The 19840-nt window shown below is 61.8% G+C and carries 17 protein-coding genes; 9 read left to right on the top strand and 8 right to left on the bottom strand.

Annotated elements, in window-relative coordinates; genetic code table 11:
- The first annotated feature begins 4 nt into the window (after window positions 1–4).
- Complete coding sequence (locus G9U53_RS07450) at window positions 5–1129, top strand: Glu/Leu/Phe/Val dehydrogenase (protein ID WP_165638528.1); 1125 nt, start codon at window positions 5–7, stop codon at window positions 1127–1129.
- Here G9U53_RS07450 and G9U53_RS07445 read toward each other — a convergent pair.
- The 3 genes from G9U53_RS07445 to G9U53_RS07435 all read right to left on the bottom strand — a co-directional run bounded on the left by G9U53_RS07445 (window position 1040) and on the right by G9U53_RS07435 (window position 3687).
- Window positions 1040–1966 (bottom strand): TIGR04222 domain-containing membrane protein, encoded by a 927-nt coding sequence (locus tag G9U53_RS07445; RefSeq protein ID WP_165638527.1) that lies wholly within the window; start codon window positions 1964–1966, stop codon window positions 1040–1042. The genes G9U53_RS07450 and G9U53_RS07445 overlap by 90 nt on opposite strands.
- Complete coding sequence (locus tag G9U53_RS07440) at window positions 1963–2871, bottom strand: TIGR04222 domain-containing membrane protein (RefSeq protein WP_165638526.1); 909 nt, start codon at window positions 2869–2871, stop codon at window positions 1963–1965. Before G9U53_RS07440 ends, G9U53_RS07445 begins: the two co-directional genes overlap by 4 nt.
- Window positions 2872–3009: 138 nt before the next feature.
- Window positions 3010–3687 carry an SDR family oxidoreductase gene (locus G9U53_RS07435; protein WP_165638525.1) on the bottom strand — a complete coding sequence of 226 codons (678 nt, stop codon included), beginning with the start codon at window positions 3685–3687 and terminating at the stop codon, window positions 3010–3012.
- 77 nt (window positions 3688–3764) lie between these two features.
- Between G9U53_RS07435 and G9U53_RS07430 the strand changes: the two genes are divergently transcribed.
- From G9U53_RS07430 to G9U53_RS07415, 4 genes are all read left to right on the top strand, one after another.
- Window positions 3765–4691: a metal ABC transporter substrate-binding protein gene (locus G9U53_RS07430; RefSeq protein ID WP_165638524.1), complete on the top strand. Its 927-nt coding sequence runs from the start codon at window positions 3765–3767 to the stop codon at window positions 4689–4691.
- Window positions 4688–5419 carry a metal ABC transporter ATP-binding protein gene (locus G9U53_RS07425; protein WP_165638523.1) on the top strand — a complete coding sequence of 244 codons (732 nt, stop codon included), beginning with the start codon at window positions 4688–4690 and terminating at the stop codon, window positions 5417–5419. Before G9U53_RS07430 ends, G9U53_RS07425 begins: the two co-directional genes overlap by 4 nt.
- Before the next feature lie 3 nt (window positions 5420–5422).
- Window positions 5423–6313 (top strand): metal ABC transporter permease, encoded by an 891-nt coding sequence (locus tag G9U53_RS07420; protein WP_003942568.1) that lies wholly within the window; start codon window positions 5423–5425, stop codon window positions 6311–6313.
- 136 nt (window positions 6314–6449) lie between these two features.
- On the top strand, window positions 6450–8006 hold the full coding sequence (locus G9U53_RS07415) for a GGDEF domain-containing protein (protein WP_007729043.1): 1557 nt from the start codon (window positions 6450–6452) through the stop codon (window positions 8004–8006).
- On the opposite strand, the gene G9U53_RS07410 is transcribed toward G9U53_RS07415, so the two are convergent.
- Window positions 7995–8747 (bottom strand): cyclase family protein, encoded by a 753-nt coding sequence (locus tag G9U53_RS07410; RefSeq protein ID WP_207624107.1) that lies wholly within the window; start codon window positions 8745–8747, stop codon window positions 7995–7997. The two genes, G9U53_RS07415 and G9U53_RS07410, sit on opposite strands and share 12 nt — an antisense overlap.
- Before the next feature lie 144 nt (window positions 8748–8891).
- Window positions 8892–9308: a TIGR03668 family PPOX class F420-dependent oxidoreductase gene (locus tag G9U53_RS07405; RefSeq protein ID WP_003942513.1), complete on the bottom strand. Its 417-nt coding sequence runs from the start codon at window positions 9306–9308 to the stop codon at window positions 8892–8894.
- 54 nt (window positions 9309–9362) lie between these two features.
- Here G9U53_RS07405 and G9U53_RS07400 point away from each other — a divergent pair, with 54 nt between their 5' ends.
- Window positions 9363–10364, top strand: a complete 1002-nt coding sequence (locus tag G9U53_RS07400) for a PHP domain-containing protein (RefSeq protein ID WP_003942580.1) — start codon at window positions 9363–9365, stop codon at window positions 10362–10364.
- A gap of 49 nt (window positions 10365–10413) precedes the next feature.
- On the opposite strand, the gene G9U53_RS07395 is transcribed toward G9U53_RS07400, so the two are convergent.
- The 3 genes from G9U53_RS07395 to G9U53_RS07385 all read right to left on the bottom strand — a co-directional run bounded on the left by G9U53_RS07395 (window position 10414) and on the right by G9U53_RS07385 (window position 13574).
- Entirely contained in the window at window positions 10414–11772 is a 1359-nt protein-coding gene (locus G9U53_RS07395; protein WP_165638521.1) for an HNH endonuclease signature motif containing protein, read from the bottom strand.
- A 119-nt stretch (window positions 11773–11891) separates the two neighbouring features.
- A complete protein-coding gene (locus tag G9U53_RS07390; protein WP_047270088.1) occupies window positions 11892–12803 on the bottom strand; it encodes a cation transporter in 912 nt (303 codons plus the stop codon).
- A gap of 72 nt (window positions 12804–12875) precedes the next feature.
- Window positions 12876–13574, bottom strand: coding sequence for a haloacid dehalogenase type II (locus tag G9U53_RS07385; protein ID WP_007735269.1), 699 nt, complete (start codon window positions 13572–13574; stop codon window positions 12876–12878).
- A gap of 110 nt (window positions 13575–13684) precedes the next feature.
- Between G9U53_RS07385 and G9U53_RS07380 the strand changes: the two genes are divergently transcribed.
- The 3 genes from G9U53_RS07380 to G9U53_RS07370 all read left to right on the top strand — a co-directional run.
- The gene (locus tag G9U53_RS07380; protein ID WP_042449890.1) at window positions 13685–15022 is read left to right on the top strand and encodes a glycogen debranching protein; all 1338 of its coding nucleotides are present in this window, start codon (window positions 13685–13687) and stop codon (window positions 15020–15022) included.
- A gap of 56 nt (window positions 15023–15078) precedes the next feature.
- A complete protein-coding gene (locus tag G9U53_RS07375) occupies window positions 15079–15825 on the top strand; it encodes a glycoside hydrolase family 25 protein (RefSeq protein WP_054782289.1) in 747 nt (248 codons plus the stop codon).
- 979 nt (window positions 15826–16804) lie between these two features.
- The coding region (locus G9U53_RS07370; RefSeq protein ID WP_242692441.1) for an isopeptide-forming domain-containing fimbrial protein at window positions 16805–19840 on the top strand (3036 nt) is incomplete at its 3' end.

Below are 19840 nucleotides of genomic sequence, written 5' to 3'. Positions count from 1 at the left end.
TTCAATGAGTATCGACGACGAACTGCGCTGGGACGGTGAACTGACCGTCACACGCCATGATCGGGAGACCGGCACGACTTTCGTGATTCGAATCGACTCCACCCGTCTGGGACCGGCGTCGGGTGGCACGCGGGCCGCTCACTATCCCTCCATCGGTCACGCATTGGCGGACGCCGGGAAGCTGGCCGGCGCAATGACTTTGAAGATGGCGGTCTCCGATCTGCCGATGGGTGGCGGGAAGTCGGTAATAGCGCTACCTGCACCGCGCAATCAGATCGACGCCGCAACCTGGACCCGTATCCTCGACATCCACGCCGAGAACATCGACAAGCTCGAAGGAAACTACTGGACCGGTCCCGACGTCAACACCAACTCTTCCGACATGGATCAGCTCAGTCGCACCACCAGATACGTCTTCGGGCGTTCGGTCGGCAACGGTGGCGCCGGTTCCAGCGCGCACGCCACCGCTCTGGGTGTGTTCGAAGCGATGAAGGCCACGGCGCGTCGCCGAGGACTCGGAACACTCGACGGCCGAACGGTACTGGTACAGGGGCTCGGCGCCGTCGGCGGCGACGTCGTCCGTCTCGCAGCGCAGGCTGGCGCACGTCTGCTGGTTGCCGATACGGACCCGCAGCGCCTCGAGGCGGCTTCTCTCGCGGGGCACGCGGTCGTTCCTGCCGGCGAGGTCCTCCGAACACCGTGTGACCTCTTTGCCCCCTGCGCGATGGGAGGCATCATTGATTTCGCTGCGGCTGCGTCGATTCCGACTCTGGCCGTGGCGGGCGCAGCAAACAACATCTTGACCGATGCCGCTGCCGGTGAGGTTCTGCGAGACCGCGGGGTTCTCTGTGCCCCTGATTTCGTCGCGAACGCAGGCGGAGCCTTTCACCTCGTGGGGCGAGAAGTCCTGGGGTGGAACGAAGACGACGTCGTCGAACGAACCCGAGGCATCGGTCGAACCTTGGACGAGGTGTACTCGTTGAGCGAGGAACGTGGCATCACTACCGCGGCCGCAGCGCTTATGCTCGCCCGGGCGCGGCTATCCCCCGCATCCACCGCCGCCGCCGCCACATCCGCCGCCCCCGCTGCAGCTGCTGCCTCCGCTGCAGCTGCTGCCTCCCCCGCCTGAACCGCCACCGTCCGAACCCCCGCTACTTCCGCTGCCGTCGGCACCGATTCCGGCGGCGGAGGCCAAGGCGGGATTGATCATCAGCATCGCCGAACCGGCGAAGAGAGCAGCGGACATTCCCGCCAAACGCGGTCCGTAGGCGGAGAAGGCAGGCTTGTTGCGCGGGGACAGGTAGGCGTGTGCCGTGGTCAGTTCCGAACGTGCCGCCTTGCCAGAGGTGGTTCGATCGAAGTTGAGCCCGAGCAGCGGGATGCTGAACCCGGTGACGAGTACGGCGAGAATCAGAAACTCGACGGGCTTGTCGTTGTGCAGTCCGAAAGCAATGCGGACGATACCCACGGCCACCAGGATCTTCAGCGGAACTGTGGAGAGAAAGATTGAACGCCTGGCGCTGTCGGAGGTCAGGTATCCCCGGTCCGCCAAAGAGTTTCGTAGGCGAGCTGTTTCCACCGTCATACGCTCGGCGAGTTGGCGCCGACGATGGGGTAGAGCCTGCTGGGCCAGGCGCTGGTACACGGTGAGGGTGTACCAGTCCAGGGTCTCGTCGCCAGGGCCCAACGGGCGCAGGACAGCGCCGTCGGTGGTGATCAGGTCAGCGCTACGCAGGATTGCCAATGATGCTGCGATGGCGCGTGACTCGCCGGTGAGCATTCCGACTTCCGGAGGCGTCAGTTGCTCGGCGGAATACCCGTGCTCGGTTGAGTACCCGTGCCGGCGTGCCCGGATCATCAGACGCCACCCCAGAGTGAGAACCATGAGCGTGGCCGAAACGGCTATGTAGCCGTAGAGGAAATCCTCGCTGGGGATCCCCCAGGTGTCGGATGCATGCGTGCTCATCCCCCACACCCCCCGCCGCCGCAACTGCTCCCACTGCCGCCACCGCCGTCCGAGCCGGATGATCCGGATGAGGAGCCACAACTGTAGTAGCTCGAACTTCCGCCACCCGGGCTGTACGCGGCGCCCGCAGCTACCGCTCCCGCCAGCGCCGGATCGATCAGAACCAGAGCGCCCGCACCGAAGAGCGCCGCCGACAGCCCGGCGAGCGAGGGACCGTAGCTCGTGTACGCGGGCCGCAGTTTCGGTGAGAGGTACGAGTTTTCGTGCTTGAGGCGTCGAAGCTCGCTGTCTCCCAAAGCTGTCCGACGACGCTTGATGCGAAGAAGTGGAATCATCAGAGCGAGAACGATGATGGTGAGGAGCAGGAACCCGACCGGCTTACCGCCGGCGATTCCGGCGACGAGACGGACCAAGCCGAGAGCAATGACCGCCACGATCGGAACGGTCCGAAGGGCAGCGGTCAGACCGTCCTGCTGGCGTTGCAAATATCCCTCGTCGATCAACGTCGTACGTAGTTGTGCGAGTGCGACGTTCAGCCGTCCCATCAGACGCACCTGCCGCAGCGGGACCTTTCCGTTGCCGAGCCGCTTGTGCACCGTACGGGTGAACCAGTCGAGACGATTCTTGTCCTCCGCAGTGAGTGCCAGCTTGGTCTTGCCTTCGGTGCTGATCAGCTCGGCGCTGCGCAGAATAGCCATCGACGCCAGCACCGCTTGGTAGTCACTGGTCAAGGCGCCGATCTCGGGAGGAGTGAGCGGCCGACGGACAGCTTCGACGACCACCGGTGACCGGCGCGCAGTCATTCGGCTGTACAGCGAGAGTCCGATCGCGACGGCAGCCGCCACCAGGTACCACTGAAGGAAAGTCTGGCTGGGGATCCCCCATGTATCCGTATGATCATGCATCGCACACCACCTCTCGATGAACTCCTGAGACAAGTCCAGTCTCTTTGTCCGACAACTGATGTCAGTATCGGGCCAGTGCCCGGAAAAGCGATATCCGGATGGCCATCGTCACCATTCCGTTACCGCCGAACTGGGGATTTACCGGCCGGTAGGTCGAAGCACGATCTCCGTAGGGTGTGCGTCGGACGGTGTTTGGACGGCAGTGAGTACGGCACGCGCCACAGTGGAGGCTTTCAGGAAGCGCTCCGGGTCGTACTCGTCGCCCTCACCGGCGACGATGTCGCGCTGCATGTCGGTGTCGATCCGTCCGGGGTGAATGGAGGTGACCCGCAGTGCCGGCTCTTCCAGGCGCAACGCATCTCCGAAAGCGCGCAGGGCGAACTTGCTGGCCGCATACGAGCCCCAACCGGCGTTGGCGCGCAGTCCGGCACCCGAATTGATCAGCACGACGTGACCTCCGGCCGCACGAAGCGCGGGCAGGAGAACCCGCGTGAGTTCGGCGACGGCGATGACGTTTGCCTCGAGGGTGCGTCGCCACTGATCGACCGAGGATTCCTCGATGGTTCCGATGTCGGCCACGCCGGCGTTGTGTACCAGCACGTCGAGCGTCGTGATGGACGAGGCGGCGGCGGCGACGGCGTCGTAGTCCGTGAGGTCGAGGGGTAGAGGCGTCGATCCGGTCAGTTCGGCGCAGATCGGCTCGAGGGCCTGCGCGGATCGTGCACCGAGCAGCAGGTCGTGTGTCGGCGCCAGTTCGCGTGCGATGGCAGCTCCGAGGCCGCGACTGGAACCGGTGATCAAGGCAGTAGGACGCATGGCCCGAGCTTATCGAGTGGAGATTGTTCGGCGAGGCGAACTTGTGTATTTGTTTACCCACATATTAGAGTTCGACCATGACGACACGCGACGCGAAGAACTTCCGCCGCCTGGGAATTGCCGCCCTCGCCGCCCTGCTTCTGTCCAGCTGTTCTGCGGTGAGTTCTGGCTCCGACGACGACCGCCCGGTGGTGCTCACCACGTTCACCGTGCTGTCGGACATCGCCCAGAACGTTGCCGGCGATCATCTTCGCGTCGAGTCGATCACCAAGGCGGGGGCCGAAATTCACGGCTACGAGCCGACGCCCGGAGACATTCGGCGGGCGAGCGAAGCCGATCTGATCCTCGACAACGGCATGAACCTCGAGGCGTGGTTCGCGAAATTCGTCAACGGACTGGACGTGCCACACGTCGTGGTCAGCGACGGCGTCGAAGGCATTCCGATCGCCGGCGACGCGTATGCGGGCAAGCCCAATCCGCATGCATGGATGTCTCCGTTGAATACGCAGATCTACGTCGACAACATGGTGACTGCTTTCAGCGACCTCGACCCGGACAACGCCTCGGCATTTGCGGAGAACGGCGCGAAGTACAAGGCGGAACTGCAAGCAGTTCAGGACGGCCTGGTCAGTGGGCTGGCGGCATTGCCCGCAGGTCAGCGTGCACTCGTCAGTTGCGAGGGTGCGTTCGACTATCTGGCCAGGGACGCGGGACTCAGCGAGGCGTACATCTGGCCGGTCAATGCCGAGCAGCAGGCGACGCCGCAGCAGATCATCGCCGCGATCGACTTCGTCCGAGCCAATTCCGTTCCCGCCGTCTTCTGCGAGTCGACGGTCTCGGATGCCCCCATGCAGCAGGTTGTCGGGGCGACCGGCGCGAAGTTCGGCGGAACGCTGTACGTCGATTCGCTGTCCGAAGCCGACGGTCCCGTGCCCACCTACCTGGACATGATTCGCCACGACACCGACGTCATCCTCGGCGGTCTGACCGGCGGTAAATCATGAACGAAGCCATTCGCGTCGAAAACGTCAGCGTTCACTACGGCGAGGTCCACGCACTGGACCACGTCGATCTGACATTGAATTCCGGAAGCGTCTGCGGACTGATCGGCATGAACGGTTCAGGAAAGTCGACTCTGTTCAAAGTGATCATGGGGATGATCAAGCCGGACCACGGTTCTGTCAGAATCGCCGGTCTCGACGCAGCCACTGCGCGCAAGAGCGGCCGCGTCGGATACGTGCCGCAGAGTGAAGACGTCGACTGGACCTTCCCGATCAGCGTCCGTGACGTCGTTATGATGGGCAGGTACGGCCACCTCGGATTCTTGCGACGTCCGCGGCGTGCAGATCGCGAGGCGGTGGCAGAGGCCCTCGAGCGGGTGGAACTCACCGAATTTGCGGATCGTCAGATCGGTCAACTCTCGGGTGGTCAGAAGAAGCGCGCGTTCGTCGCACGCGGCATCGCTCAGGACGCGTCGATACTGTTGCTGGACGAGCCGTTTGCGGGCGTCGACAAGCGTTCCGAGGCAACGATTTCGATGCTGCTACGAGAGTTGGCTTCCGACCGCCGGTCGATCTTGGTCTCGACCCACGATCTCCACGCTGTGCCGAAACTCTGCGACGAGGCGGTACTGCTCATGCGCAAGGTCCTGGTGCATTCCGACCCGGACACCGTGCTGCAACCGGAAAACCTCGCCCTGGCTTTCGGTCTCGACGTGATGGACAGGACCTGATCGATGAACCTCGTAGAACTGCTACTTGATCCTCTCCAGTACGGATTCATGGTGCGCGCGTTGGCCGTTGCGGTTGTGGCAGCGGTTGTCTGCGCGGTGCTCAGTTGTTGGTTGGTGCTCATCGGGTGGTCGTTGATGGGCGACGCCGTCTCGCACGCCGTGCTGCCGGGTGTTGTCCTCGCTTACGTCGTCGGCGCACCATTTGCCATCGGGGCCTTGATCTTCGGGTTGATCGCCGTAGCCCTGATCGGACTGATCCGTAACACCAGCCGCGTCAAGGAAGACGCCGCGATCGGTATCGTCTTCACGACTCTCTTTGCGTTCGGTTTGGTGCTCATCTCGGTGACCCCCAGCCAGACCGATCTCAACCACATCATTTTCGGCAACCTGCTGGGGGTGAGCTCGTCAGATCTTCTGCAGGTCGCGATACTCGGCGCGTTGGCGTTGAGCATTCTGTTGATCAAGCGTCGTGATCTGACGTTGTTCGCCTTCGACCCGATCCATGCGAACGCGATAGGTCTTTCGCCCAAGCGCCTGGGTGCGCTGCTACTCGGCGTCCTCGCACTCACGTCCGTTGTGGCGTTGCAAGCCGTCGGCGTCGTGCTGGTGGTGGCGATGCTGATCATCCCCGGCGCGACGGCCTACCTCCTCACCGACAAGTTTTCGCGGATGCTGGTGATAGCTCCCGTCGTTTCCGCAGTCTGCGCGATTGCCGGTATCTACGTCAGCTACTATCTCGACACGGCTTCCGGTGGCATGGTCGTCATGACGCAGGGCATCGTGTTCGCTCTGGTGTACCTGTTCAGCCCGTCGCAAGGGGTGATCGCGAAATGGACCTCGCAGCGGCGTAGGACCCGAGCGGAATACAGCGCCGCGGCGTACGAGCCTTCCTGATCGTTCGTCCAGTTAACAATCCGCTACCAAATCGGGTAGGTTCGTACGGGCATTCGTCACCACGAACATTCCGGCCGCAACGATGCCGGCTGCAAGACGATCGGTGGTGACGCCTTGAACACCGATGGGTTCTTCGATGACGCAGTTCCGAGCGCGACGCACGTGGCTGGTTCTCGGCGTCGTTGTCGCGGTCATCGCTCTCGCCGGATCCGGGCTGCTCAGCCCACGAACTTCGGTTCTGGTGGACGATATCGCCCAGCTCGTCGGCGGAGCCACCGCAACTGCGGTCTGTTGGTGGACATCGCGGCGCTATCACGGCGTCGAGCGGCGTTGGCGAACTCTGATGGCTCTGGGTATGGCCGGCTGGACTCTCGGGATGTTCTTCTGGGCGTTCTACCGCTCGGTTCTCCACGTTCCACTTCCGTCGCCGTCGATCGCGGACATCGGTTTCTTCATGTTCCCGGTGTTCGCCGTGCCGGCGCTTCTGTCGTTGGTGCGTCAGTCGCCCCGGCGTGAGGCGATCGGTCCGATCCATCTCTGGCTCGTGCTGACGCTCGACGGTCTTGTCGTTGTCGGTGGATTGTTCATCCTCACGTGGACGACCGCCCTGGGCGCCGTCGTTCATACCGGTCCGACGGGATCTCTCGGGTTTCTTGTCGCGGTGATGTATCCGATCACCGACTTCGTTCTGATCGCCATGGTCTTGCTGATGGTCATCGGACCGAAGGCCGTAGCAGAGATCCGTGAACCGCTGACGTTCCTCGGGTGCGGGTTGGTGATGCTCTCCCTATCGGACAGCCTGTACGCGTACTTGGTGGCGATCGGCGCCGAGAGTATGCCGACCATCGCCGATGCCGGGTTCATCGCGGGGCCGCCGTTGATCGCCTTGGCGGCGCTGACGAAGCGAACCGAGCCTCGGAACCGCAACGCGCCGCAGCAGTGGCGAAGCGATCGGACTCAGTTGCTGCTGCCGTATCTGTTGATCGCGGTGATCGCGACGATCGTGACTGTTCAGGCGCTGATCGTCGGCAACCTCGATGCCGTGGTCGTGATACTCGGCGTCGGCGTGTTGGTTCTCGCGCTGGTGCGCCAAATACTCACGCTCCTCGAGAACGACGCGCTCCTTCAACAGATCTCCGCTGCCCAGGACGAGCTGAGGTACCGAGCACATCACGACCCACTCACCGAGCTTGCAAACCGGGCCGCGTTCGACGAACACTTTGCGAGCGCCATCGAAAACTATCGCCAGACGAACTCCGATTGGGTGCTGATGCTTGTCGATCTGGACGACTTCAAACAGATCAACGATCGATACGGGCACCCGGCCGGCGACCGGTTACTGGTTGCTCTCACAGCACGTCTGCGCGAAGCGGTTCCCGAGGGTGCGTTTGTCGCCCGATTCGGTGGCGACGAGTTCACAGTGCTCCTGCAGGGCACGATCGACGACGCCGTCGTCGTGGCTCGCCGGATCGTCGACGCGCTCAGGTCCGATCAGACTGCAGACACATCGGTGTCGGTGGGTGCGAGCGTTGGTGTCGCGCATTTCGAGTCCGCGCAGTTCGAGTTCGGGGACGAACCGCTCAGCGCGCACACTCTTCTTCGCCAGGCCGATGCGGCGATGTACGAGGCGAAGAGAAGTGGGAAGGGCGCGGTCGTTGTCTACGGCGACCGTCGCAAATGGTTATCGCCGTAGTAGTGCGAAAATCGTTGCCGGTGAACCCGATCCGGCCTTGTTGATCGCACCACCGACAAGGATGCTAGCCCCGGTGGTTGGCAGGGCGGCAAGATTGTTCAAGTTCTCCAGGCTGATTCGATGCTTGTCGTACAGGATTGTCGAGACGGGGTAGGTTTCGTCGTTTCCGAGGTCGGGACCGAACGTGTCGGTTCCCAATGCTCCGCGGGTGCCCAAACGGCCGGTGTCTATCAGCCACCGCGCCGCGTCCACCGAGAAGCCGGGCTGGTGGGTGACGCCCTCGGCATCGGAGTTGGCATATTCTTCGCTACCCCAGCGCGATTCCCATCCGGTCCAGAGAACTACGGCCGCTCCATCGGGGATCTTGCCGTTGCGCGTTTCCCATTCCTGCAGGTCCGCGACCGTGAGCGCATAGTCCGAATCGGCGGCAGCCTTGTCCCGGATGTCGATCTTCACTGCGGGGAGGAAGAGGTCCGCCGGATCGAGTTGGTCGGCTGTGAGGCCGCCTTCCTGGAAGTGTGCGGGTGCGCCCCAATGCGTGCCCGTGTGCTCACCTTCCTTGACGTACTGGAGGTAGTAGCCGTCGTCTGCGATGGTGGCCGCTGTGTCGAGAGTGAACTCGGGGTCGCCTGGAAAAACCGGTGTCGTCGCCGGGTCGTTCACGTGTGCGAGCGAAACAACCGACAACTGTTCGTTCAACGGGCTTGTTGCGTCTTGACTGCTTCCGGAACTGCTACCCATGTCGATCACCTGAGGTCCCGCTACCAGCGCCAGACCTGTGGCTGCGCGCTGAAGTAACTGCCGTCGTTTCATCGATCCCCCGCCAATTTGTCCGAATTGAGAGTGTTGCAATCACTTTCGCTCCTTGAACACTAGGACAGAACCTTAGGCTGCTGCGGACCATGACGACCACTCCACATCGCGGACAGCTATGACCTGTCCGTGCGGTCGGTGATCTACGTACTGCGGATACTTTGCGGCCAAAGCATCGATCGCGCTCTCGGACTCCTTGGTGCCGGGGTCGAGAACCTCCGCATGTCCGTCGACGCGGACCCACCAGAGCGCGGACCAGTCGTCGTCGTAATGATCGACCAGCAGGCTTGCGCGCCCCGTCTCGGTGATGTTCCGGAGCCTGCGAAGAGCGGTCGTGGTTTTCGGTTTGTGGTCGACACAGGAATAGACGGTGCCGCCGACCAAGACGAATACCAGCGGCACGATGTGCGGAACGCCGGCCGCATCTGCCGTTGCCAGGTGAGCCACCCGCGCGGCTTCAAATCGTGCTCTCGGGTCGTCCATATTCACAGCGTAAGGGGATCAAGGGTTGCCGCGAGCCGCTGCTGACGGAACAGTGGTCTCATGGAACCGGATGAAGCGCTTCGGGAGATCGCCTACTGGCTCGAACGATCACGCGCTGAAACGCACCGCGTCAAGGCCTATCGCCGAGCTGCGGAGGTCTTTTCAGGATTGTCCGACGAGCAGAAGGAGTCTCGCCGGAAAGCCGACAGTTGGAAGGCCCTCACCGGCATCGGGCCGAAGACTGCCACGATTATCGCTCAGTCGTACGACGGCATCCCCGAGTATCTCGAGGAACTGCGGGGGCAGGCTGAGCCCATCGGCGACAGCCCATTGCGACAAGCCCTCCGCGGCGACCTCCACACCCACTCCGACTGGTCCGATGGTGGAAGCCCCATCGAAGAAATGATGCGACGCGCAGCAGCACTCGGCCATGACTACTGCGCCCTCACCGACCATTCGCCTCGCCTCACAGTTGCCAACGGGCTGTCCGCGGAGCGTCTACGGTCTCAACTCGACGTGATAGCCGGGTTGAATGCCGAACTGGCTCCCTTCCGCATCCTCACGGGAATCGAGGTGGACATCCTCGAGGATGGTTCACTCGACCAGGATCCCGATCTGCTCGACGAACTCGACATCGTGGTGGCGAGCGTCCACTCCAAGCTGCGGTCCGAACGTGAGGCGATGACCCGCAGAATGCTTGCTGCAGTGCGAAACCCGCGTGTCGATATTCTCGGACACTGCACCGGGCGTCTTGTCGAGGGTGCTCGCGGAACCCGGCCCGAGTCGCAGTTCGACGCGGAGAAAGTGTTCGAGGCCTGCCGCGAATCAGGCACAGCCGTTGAGATCAATTCCCGACCGGAGCGTCGTGACCCGCCTTCGCGTTTGATCGAGTTGGCCCGCGATCTCGATTGTCTTTTCTCCATCGACACTGACGCCCATGCCCCCGGTCAGCTGGCTTGGCAGGGATACGGCTGTGACCGGGCCGAAAAGTGCGGTGTCGAAGCCGATCGGGTGATCAATACCTGGACCGCCGAAGATCTTTTGGAGTGGGCGGGCAATTGAGAGCACGCCGGAATGGGTCACCGAGGCGTGTGCTCGGTGACCTCCGGGTTCAGAGTCGTGTGGTGGAGCGGCGGGGTTTCCGGTCGGGGTCGATGCCCGGTGGTGGGATGAACCAGGGCAGGTGATCGGTGCCCATTCGGATTTCCCATTTGCCGGTGAATCCGGGTTTTCGGTGCATCAGGGTGTGGTGGGTTCGGCAGAGCAGGACCAGGTTGTCCATGACGGTTGGTCCGCCTTTGGCCCAGTGTTTGATGTGGTGGGCGTCGGTCCAGGCGGGGACGCAGTCGCAGCCGGGGAAGGCGCAGCCTTTGTCGCGGGCGATCAGGGCGGTGCGTTGTGCTGCGGTGACAAGCCTTTTCAGTGGGGTGACGTCGAGTGGGGCACCGTTTCCGTCGAGGAGGACGCTAGAGAGCATGCAGTCGCAGGCGATCATGCGGGTGCGGCCGACGCTCAGTGGACCCATCCAGGGCATGTGGCCGACATCGAGATCTTGTTTGTCGAGATCGTGAAAGTCGAGATTCAGCATGCCGGGATCGTCGTCCTCGGACGGGACAGGTGTTGAGCCATCACCCGTTGTGGCGCATTCACGGTGGTAGGCCAGGTCTTTGGCGTTGATGTGCACGTTCAGGTGTGGGCGTTGGCCGCCGTCGATGCCGGTGGCAGCGTTGTCGAGGTAGCGTCGGATGAGTTCTGCCATGGCGTCTGCGTTGCGTGTGGCGGCGGGTCGTTTGTCGGGTGTGCCGTCTTCGGCGGGGGGCATGGAGAGGTTGGAGAGGGCGGAGAGAAGCATTTCGCCGGTCATTCCGTCGAAATCGCCTCGGACGGCGACTCTTCCGTTGAGGGTGGGGGAGATGCGCAGTTCGTTGCGGTCGGTGTCTTCGCTTGGTGGTGGGTCGTCGGATTCGAACATGTGCTCGAGGACGCTGATGGCGTAGCGCAGTTTGACGGTGGTTGCTTCGGTTCCCGATGCTGCGGCGAGGAGTGTGTCGCGGCAGTACGGTAGTGCGGCGTCGGGCATTGCCTTGGGTGGGGATTCGCAGAACGCCACGATCAGTGCTGCGTGCTCGAAAGTGAGGTCACCGGCATCGAATTGGTCTTCGATCTCGGGAAACGACCGTAGCGCTTTGCCCAGGGCTGCGATTCTTCTGCCGGTGGAGATCTGCAGCATGGTGTGGTTCGCGAGCCATTGTCCGGTGCCGCGGTAGCAGAGTACTTGTTCGTCCGGGTTCAACGTCAGGGTGTCGACGGCGGCCACTCGAATGGCTTCCAGGCGAAGGATTTCCGCTGACGCGGTGATGGCGATCTCGCGGACGTCGCTGGGGTGAAGCCGCCACAATCGTCCGCGCACACCCACGGCGGAGTTGTTGACCACGTCGGTGACGGCATCTTCGGTGATGTTGATCGTCATGAGAACCCCCCGTTCCACCTCCCATTATACTCGAACATACTTTCGAGTCAAGGGCTTTTTCGAGAAGGTGAGGTGGGCCCGGCCGTCGTGATTCTGTTGTTCGAGAGCAGATTCCGTCGCTAGAGCATCAGCGCCGGATCTGTAGTCAGTTCGATGTTCAGCCACGGTTCGTAGGGGAGATCGGCGAGGCTGGTGGCGAACGAGCGTCGTACTGCGTCTTCACCGTCGATGTCCCAGCTGTGTGGCGCGACCATGAACGTCGCTTCGACATACAGCTTGCGACCCACCTTGCTCATGGTGAGAGTCGGTTCGTCCAAACCGAATTCGTCGCGGACGACGGCGATGGCATCGTGCACGCGGGCCTGAACGTTTTCGCCGGGAGCACCTTCGAGGAGTTCGATCAGTGCGGTTCGCAGAAGTGCGTACGGTTGCGGGACCAGCATCGCGCAGCCGAGGAGGACCAAGACGGAGTCGACATATCGGTCGGCGTCGGAGAAATCGGTGCGGCCCAGGATCATTGCGACGACAGCACCGACTGCGACCAGCGCGCTGAAGGCAGCCGACGCTCCCCATTGCCTGGCTTCGGCGACGAGCAGATCAGATGTGCGGTCGACTTGTCCGACGTAGCGCCAGATGATGATCGACACCACTGCGCTGACAGCGCCGTATGCCACCAGAGACCCCGCGGTGACGTCGACTCCGCCCGCGAGGATGACACGAACTGCCTCGACTGCGGCGTAGGCGAGCGTCGCCAGTAGTGCCATGCCCTGGACAGCGATGACGACCGGGATCAATGCCTCCTTTCCGAACGGGAAGCGTGCGGTGGGGCCCGAGTCGGCTATCCGCGAGACCCGCAGTGAGATCGCCGTCAACACCATTCCGATGAGGGCGTACACACCGTCGAGCAGGATCACCTGGGACTGCGAGATCCAGCCCCAGAATGCGGCGAGCACAGCCAACGCCGTTGCGACCACGAGCGAGTACCGCAGGGCCTTGCGTTCGCGGGTAGCGCTGTCTTCCTTGGTGCCCATGAATTCCAAACCGCCTGTCCGTTTCGATATTCCTTCACGTAGGAATACCAGCAACGACGCGCAGGCACGGGATCAGTGGACCAATTGCGCTGCCAGATCGAGAAAGTCCTCGGCGTTGATGTCGAACTCGTCGGAGAAGGACACATCGGGATTGCCCCTGGCTCCGAATTCGAGTGGTCGAGCTATGAAGGCTGTGCGGAATCCGAGAGCTTTGGCCGCCCGGATGTCATATTTGTGACTGGCAACCATCATGATCTCGGCCGGGTCGTACCCGAGATATCGAGCAGCCAGGTGATAGATCTTCGGATCTGGTTTGAAGACGCCGGCCATTTCGGCAGTGAAGACGGCATGCCATGGCAGATTTCCGTGCCGGGAGATGCTGACTGCGGCATTCACGTCGGCGTTGGACAAGGCAGCGATTGTGTACTGCTGGCGCAGGGTTGTCAGGCCGGCGACAGTGTCGGGCCACGGGTCCAGGAATTTCCAGGCGGTGGTGAGTTCTTCCTGTTCGGCATCGGAAAGTTCGATGCTCTCGCGGGCCAACAGCTTGCGCAGAGCCTCGCGGTACACCGAATGTACTGTCACCCATTCGCCTGTGGAGTCGTCGGCCTCGGAGGTGTTCGCGAAGTACTCAGCGCGCCAGAGATTGACGAATCTTGGCCAGTCCACGTCGGCGTCGGTGATTCGACGGGCCTCTCGGCACAGTGTGCTGTGAAAATCGGTCGCTGTGCCCTGGACGTCGAACAGCAGTGCTTTGATCTTCTCGCGCACTAGGCCTCCACTCCGAGATCACCTGACGGACTTCCTTCATTATTGCGGCTGCAGCGCCGGATTCGTGCTCGGTGAGCGCAAAGGCTCGACGCGTCGCAAAATAGACATCTATGGCCGACCGCGGATTCACCCCGACTCAGCTCGCCGCCCGAGCTGCCTACTTGCTGCGCGGAAACGACCTGGGCACGATGACCAGCGCTGCCCCGAAGCTGTATCCCCACATGTGGAGCTGGGACGCCGCGTTCGTGGCGGTAGGTCTGGCGCCGCTCAGCGTCGAACGGGCGGTAGTAGAGCTCGATACCTTGCTCTCGGCTCAGTGGAAGAACGGAATGATTCCGCACATCGTGTTCGCGAACGGTGTCGACGGCTACTTCCCCGGCCCGACGCGGTGGGATGTCAATGCGTTGGCAGCGCATGCTCCTTTGGGTACCGCTACATCGGGAATCACCCAACCCCCCGTTCACGCGATCGCGGTGCAGCGGATTCTCGATCATTCGCGTCGGCACGGACGTACGACGCGTGCGGTCGCGGAAGAGTTCCTCGACCGGCGCTGGAGCGATCTGGTTCGGTGGCATCGGTGGTTGGCGGAGGCCCGCGATCTCGACGGCAACGGCCGTATCGCGCTCTATCACGGGTGGGAATCTGGGATGGACAACTCTCCGCGGTGGGATCTGGCGTACGCGAATGTTGTTGCGGGACAAGTGCCTGCGTATCAGCGTGCTGATCTCGCTGTGGTGACGGACCTGTCTCAGCGGCCCACGGATAACGAATACGACCGCTACCTTTGGCTTCTCGAAGAGATGAAGGCCGTGCGGTACGAGGATTCTCAACTCGCCACTGCCATGAGTTTTGCCGTCGAGGACGTGTTTGTCAGTGCGGTTTTCTCGATGGCATGCGACGTCTTGGCAACTATCGGTGAGGAGCATTCGCGGCCGAACTCCGACGTCCGTGATCTGCGCGGTTGGGCAGATCGATTCCGGCAGGGCGTGATTGCCACCACCGATGAACGATCAGGTGCAGCAAAGGATTTCGATCTTCGCACCGGGCGATGGGTTCATACCGAAACCATCGCGATGTTTGCGCCGTTGCTGTGCGGCGGCCTGAGCCGCGATGCCGAGCGCGCTCTGTTGCGCACTTTCGAGGGGCCCAAATTCTGTGGTCACCCGGACATGCGGTTTGCTGTCCCACCGTCGACGTCTCCGGTTTCCGGCGATTTCCGCCCGCGGGAGTATTGGCGTGGCCCGGTGTGGCCGGTGATCACGTGGTTGTTCTCGTGGGCGTTCGCGCGTCGGGGGTGGGCCGAGAGATCGCACGTGTTGCGTTCGGAGGGTTTGCGGCAGGCCAGCGATGGCAGTTTTGCCGAATACTACGAGCCTTTCACCGGTGAGCCGCTGGGCAGTATGCAACAGTCGTGGACCGCTGCGGCTGTTCTCGATTGGCTCGGTTGAGTGAACATTCCTTGAATTAGGGGACAAAACGGACTAGTCGACCTTAGTCTCGGGAAATGGTCGAGCGACGGATCGTCAGGACACTGGGCAAGCTCACCCCGATCGCGATGGCAGCTGCCATCGCGATCACGGCACCTGGCCTCGCCGCTGCCGACGCTCCCCGTGGCCCGGACGTCTCTTCGTGGCAACACGTGGACGGAACCGGAATCGACTGGTTCCAGGTCAAGGCGTCAGGGCACGAGTTCGCGATGGTCAAGGCCACCGAGTCGCTCAACTACGTCAATCCGTACTTCATCCAGGATTGCCTGGTCATGCGTGCTGCCGGCGTCTCGCGCGGGGCCTACCACTACGCAGACGTTCGCCAGTCCCCCGAAGCCCAGGCCGCCTTCTATTCGGCGATCGTCCTGGGTATCAACGGACCTGGTGACCTCCCGCCCGTTCTGGATCTCGAGGACGCGAAGGGACTGCCCGCCGGGCAGGTCATCGACTGGACTCATCGCTACTTGAATACAGTCCAGACACTCACCGGGCGGCAGCCCATCATTTACACGTATCCCAACTTCTGGCGTACTCAGATGGCCAACACCACCGAGTTCAACCACTACCCGCTGTGGATCGCCGATTACAACGGGCAGAACGCACCGGGGCCGCTACCCGGCGGTTGGTCCAACTGGACTTTCTGGCAGTACACCAGCACCGGACGCATCCCCGGAATCACCGGAAACACAGATATCAACGTCTACAGCGGAGCCCAGGGCGATTTCGATCGCTACGCCAACAGTGTGGGGTTCGGCAGCAGCTAGGTTGCGGCGGGGCCTTTGGCTCCGTGGTGCCCGGTTCGGGCCCTTTCGCCCTCGATGCATTTGCCTCGAGGCACGCGGAAGGGCCCTTTTTGGCACTCTTGTGACGCTTGGCTGGTTAGTCCGGTTGTTGCTCGTCAGTTACGAGAATTCTGCCGGGCGGTAGCCACGGTCGCTGAACTTTCGACTAGCTGAGCAGGATCAGAAAATAGCTATGGCAGAAAATGAGCAGAACTGCTCTGCCTGAAAAGCTACAAAACGGACTTGAAGTTGGGTTTGAATCGAAGGCGGCCGCCCGGTTTCGGGCGAAGTTGGTGCCTCGCAATCCAATTATCGGAGCCTCGGGATGCTTCGTTACCGGCAGCCGTCGCTGAGTGTGGTCTGGATCAATTCGATCAATTTCGACGTGCTCGCACGGGTGATCGGACTCCATTCAGGACGGGGTTTCCGACCGTCGTTCGAGGGTCTGTGGCGCATCCAACAGGCCTTATCCATATTGGGCATTTGTCCAGATTCCGTACCTTCCTTGAGGTTGGTCGTCACCCGATCTGGTCAGCGGAAACGTTGAATGTCATCGCGTTCGCCGCGGTGCCGCACTCCGAGGGCTGAATTGTCCGCTCGGACAACACTGCTCCTCGAAGCTTGTCCGATCTACGAACAAAAACGTCGATCGGTCTGCTTTGTCCGACTTTCGATGGGCAAGCTCCCGGTTATCTGTTATCTTGTTTCTGATAACTGGAAGGTTGCTCTCGATTTGCGCGGATTTCGAGGGCCAAGGTCCTGTTCAGGACGGCTCTTCCAACACGCAGGTGTTTCCGAAGAGGAGCTCGAATGACAGGACCGGCAACAGCGTCCGGTGTGAGGTCGATCAGCCGAAAACAGGCGCATCGACCCGAACCAACCGATCAACCGGGAGTTCGCGCCAGCGCTCTCGCATCTCCGTCCATCGAACATCGATCAGGCACATCCTGGGGAGTAAGAAATGCCTAACGACATACCGCCGACAAGGTCGGCCATATTCACCGCAGGGCTCCCGCCCTGGGTGCGAGCGTGGACGGTGGTATGGACCGCCATCGCGATGATTCTCGGTATCTCCGGCGCGACGGCAGTGGTTGCGTCAGCGCAGCCGGCCGCGACGCTCGGCGGCCCCGTTCAGGCTCAGGCGCCGGCTCGCGCCGCTGTTCTTCCGGATGAACAGCCTGCAAAAGGCTGCGCATTCAGCGCCCCCGGCACCGGTCCGTTCTCGCAGAACATCTGCTGGATCGATATGTCGACGCTCGATGCGGCAACGGCTGCTTCTGCGGCAGGGCAGTCGATGGAAATCCAGCTCACCGACGGTTACAAGATCAACTTCAAGGCTTTCCTCACCGACTCGGTAGCGGGAAAGACACACCAGGGGATCGAAACGAAGGCATTTCCCACGTTGCACTATGCAGCGTTGGGAACTTCCGCGTACACGGGTGTGCCGACGACGATCAAGCCGGCGATCTACCAAACCTCAGCCACCGCTGGTCAGTCCGGTGGAACAGTCTCGCTGAAGAACATCGTGATGACGGGGCCGAATGGCGCCGTCAACAACTACGGGCTCGTAGCAGCCGACGCCGAGTCGACAGACGCGAATATCAATACTACGAACGACCGTGAATTCCTCACTTTCAATTCGGACAAGCCTCTACGGCAGATCGCACGTACCGTCGGTGACGACAGTGATCCTGCCTACCCCGGAATTCGGGCCTGTGACGGTGGGCTGACGGGTATGCCAGCCAATACCGTCCGATGCGATTCGTGGAACAACGTCAATGGCCAGGGGCGCACGCCCGGAACGCTGGTCGTTGCATCGACTGCTCCGACAAGTTTCGCAGCCACTTTCGGAAATACCGTTCAGGCGACCTCGCGTCAGGGCCTGGCGTTCGGTGTGCTGCTGTCGAAGGTCAAGATCGACAAGGACCTCACGCGCGTCACCCCCGGTGACGATTTCACTATCGGCATGAGCACCGGACACCACGCTGATGCAGGCGCCGCTGCAGCAACCGAGATCAAGAGCACCACGACCGGTGCGACTGATACGACGGCATCGACTGGCTGGCGGACGCTCCTCGCAGATACCACGCCCACCCCCGTCACGTTCTGGGAGAAGCCAACTACCTCGGCGACCAAGACCGCGAACTATGCGACATCGTGGGATTGCCAGGTAAACGGCGTGACCCAGGCCCTCAGGGTCGGTGACGTTGCGCAGGCAGCACTTACACCGGGTGACAACGTGTATTGCAAGGTCAAGAACACCCCGGTTCTCGTGAAGAAGTCGTCGTCACCACCTACCGGTGAGACGGTCAATATCGGCCAATCAATCACCTACACTCTGAATTTCGAGAATCCGGGCACTGCGCCGGCAACGATCGACTACACGGACTACCTCGCCGACGTCATTGATGACGGAACAGTTGCGGTCGGTGCTGCAACCGGCGGACTCACCGCCGCATTGAACGGCGCCGACAAGATCAAGGTCGGCGGCACCTTGCCGGCCGGCGGCAAGGGGACAGTCACATACACCGTCACTGTCAAAGACGGCGGCAACAAAGTTCTGAACAACTATCTGGTTCCGGGGACTACAACTCCCCCCACAACATGTGATCCTGCAACCAATCTCTGCACGACGCATCCCATGCCTGGTTTCACGCTGACCAAGACGGCTGATCCGGTTTCCGGTTCGACGGTTCAGGCCGGCGACACCATTACGTACACCGTCACCGGTGCCAACACCGGCAGGACGGCCCTGACTCCCGCGACGATCACCGATGATCTGAGTGCGGTTCTCAACAATGCTGCTGTCGTTCCGGGCTCGCTGAAGGCGACCATCGACGGTGCTCCTGTTGCTGCTCCGACTCTTTCGGGCAGCACTTTGTCGTGGTCCGCGAATCTCCCGGCCGGTAAGTCTGTTGTTCTGACATACCAGGTGAAGGTCAATGCCGGCGTTGCCGCGGGAACGGTTCTGAACAACAAAGTCACCGGTACTGCGAAGCCGCCGACCGGTCCGGACATCACTCCTCCTCCGGTGGAAACGAATCACTCGGTTCCAGGTTTTACGCTGGCGAAGACTGCCGATCCGATCTCCGGTTCGACGGTTCAGGCCGGCGAGTCGATCAAGTACACCGTCACCGGCACCAACACCGGCAAGACGAAGCTTGATCCGGTACAGATCAATGACGATCTGGGTGCGGTCCTCAATAATGCTGCTGTCGTTCCTGGTTCGCTGAAGGCGACCATTGACGGAGCTTCCGTGGCTGTTCCGACTTTGTCGGGTACGACGCTCTCGTGGACTGGCGTTCTCGAAGCCGGCAAGTCGGTTGTCCTGACCTACGAGGTGAAGGTCAACGACGGTGTCGCTGCGGGTACGGTCCTGAACAACAAGGTCACGGGTACTGCGAAGCCGCCGACCGGTCCGGACATCACTCCGCCGCCGGTTGAGACGAATCACTCGGTTCCCGGTTTCACTGTCGCGAAGACTGCCGATCCTGCGTCGGGTACCGGCGTCAATGCTGGTCAGACGATCACGTATACGGTGACAGGTACGAACACCGGTAAGACGACGCTCAATCCTGTTGTGTTGACCGATGATCTGTCGAAGGTTCTCGACAACGCGACGTTGGTGGACGGTTCGCTCAAGGCGACAGTCGACGGTGCTGCTGCCGCTGCTCCGACGCTCTCGGGGACGGCGCTCTCGTGGACTGGTGTTCTGGAGCCGGGTAAGTCTGTTGTTTTGACTTATCAGGTGAAGATCAACGATGGTGTTGCCGGCGGGGTTCTGATCAACAACAAGGTCACCGGTACTGCGAAGCCGCCGACGGGTCCGGAGATCACTCCTCCGCCGGTGACGACGGAGCATCCGGTTCTGTCTCCGAAGATTGCTGTGGTGAAGTCTTCTGATCCGGTGTCGGGTTCGAATGTTGTTGCCGGTCAGGACATCAAGTACACGCTTTCGTTCACGAACACCGGTAACGGTGCGGGTGAGGTGGCGTAC

This window comes from Rhodococcus sp. D-46 (genome assembly GCF_011290655.1).
Lineage (GTDB): Bacteria > Actinomycetota > Actinomycetes > Mycobacteriales > Mycobacteriaceae > Rhodococcus_F > Rhodococcus_F qingshengii.
Note: the sequence above shows the minus strand (reverse complement) of the source record. Positions and strands in the feature narration are given on the sequence as shown.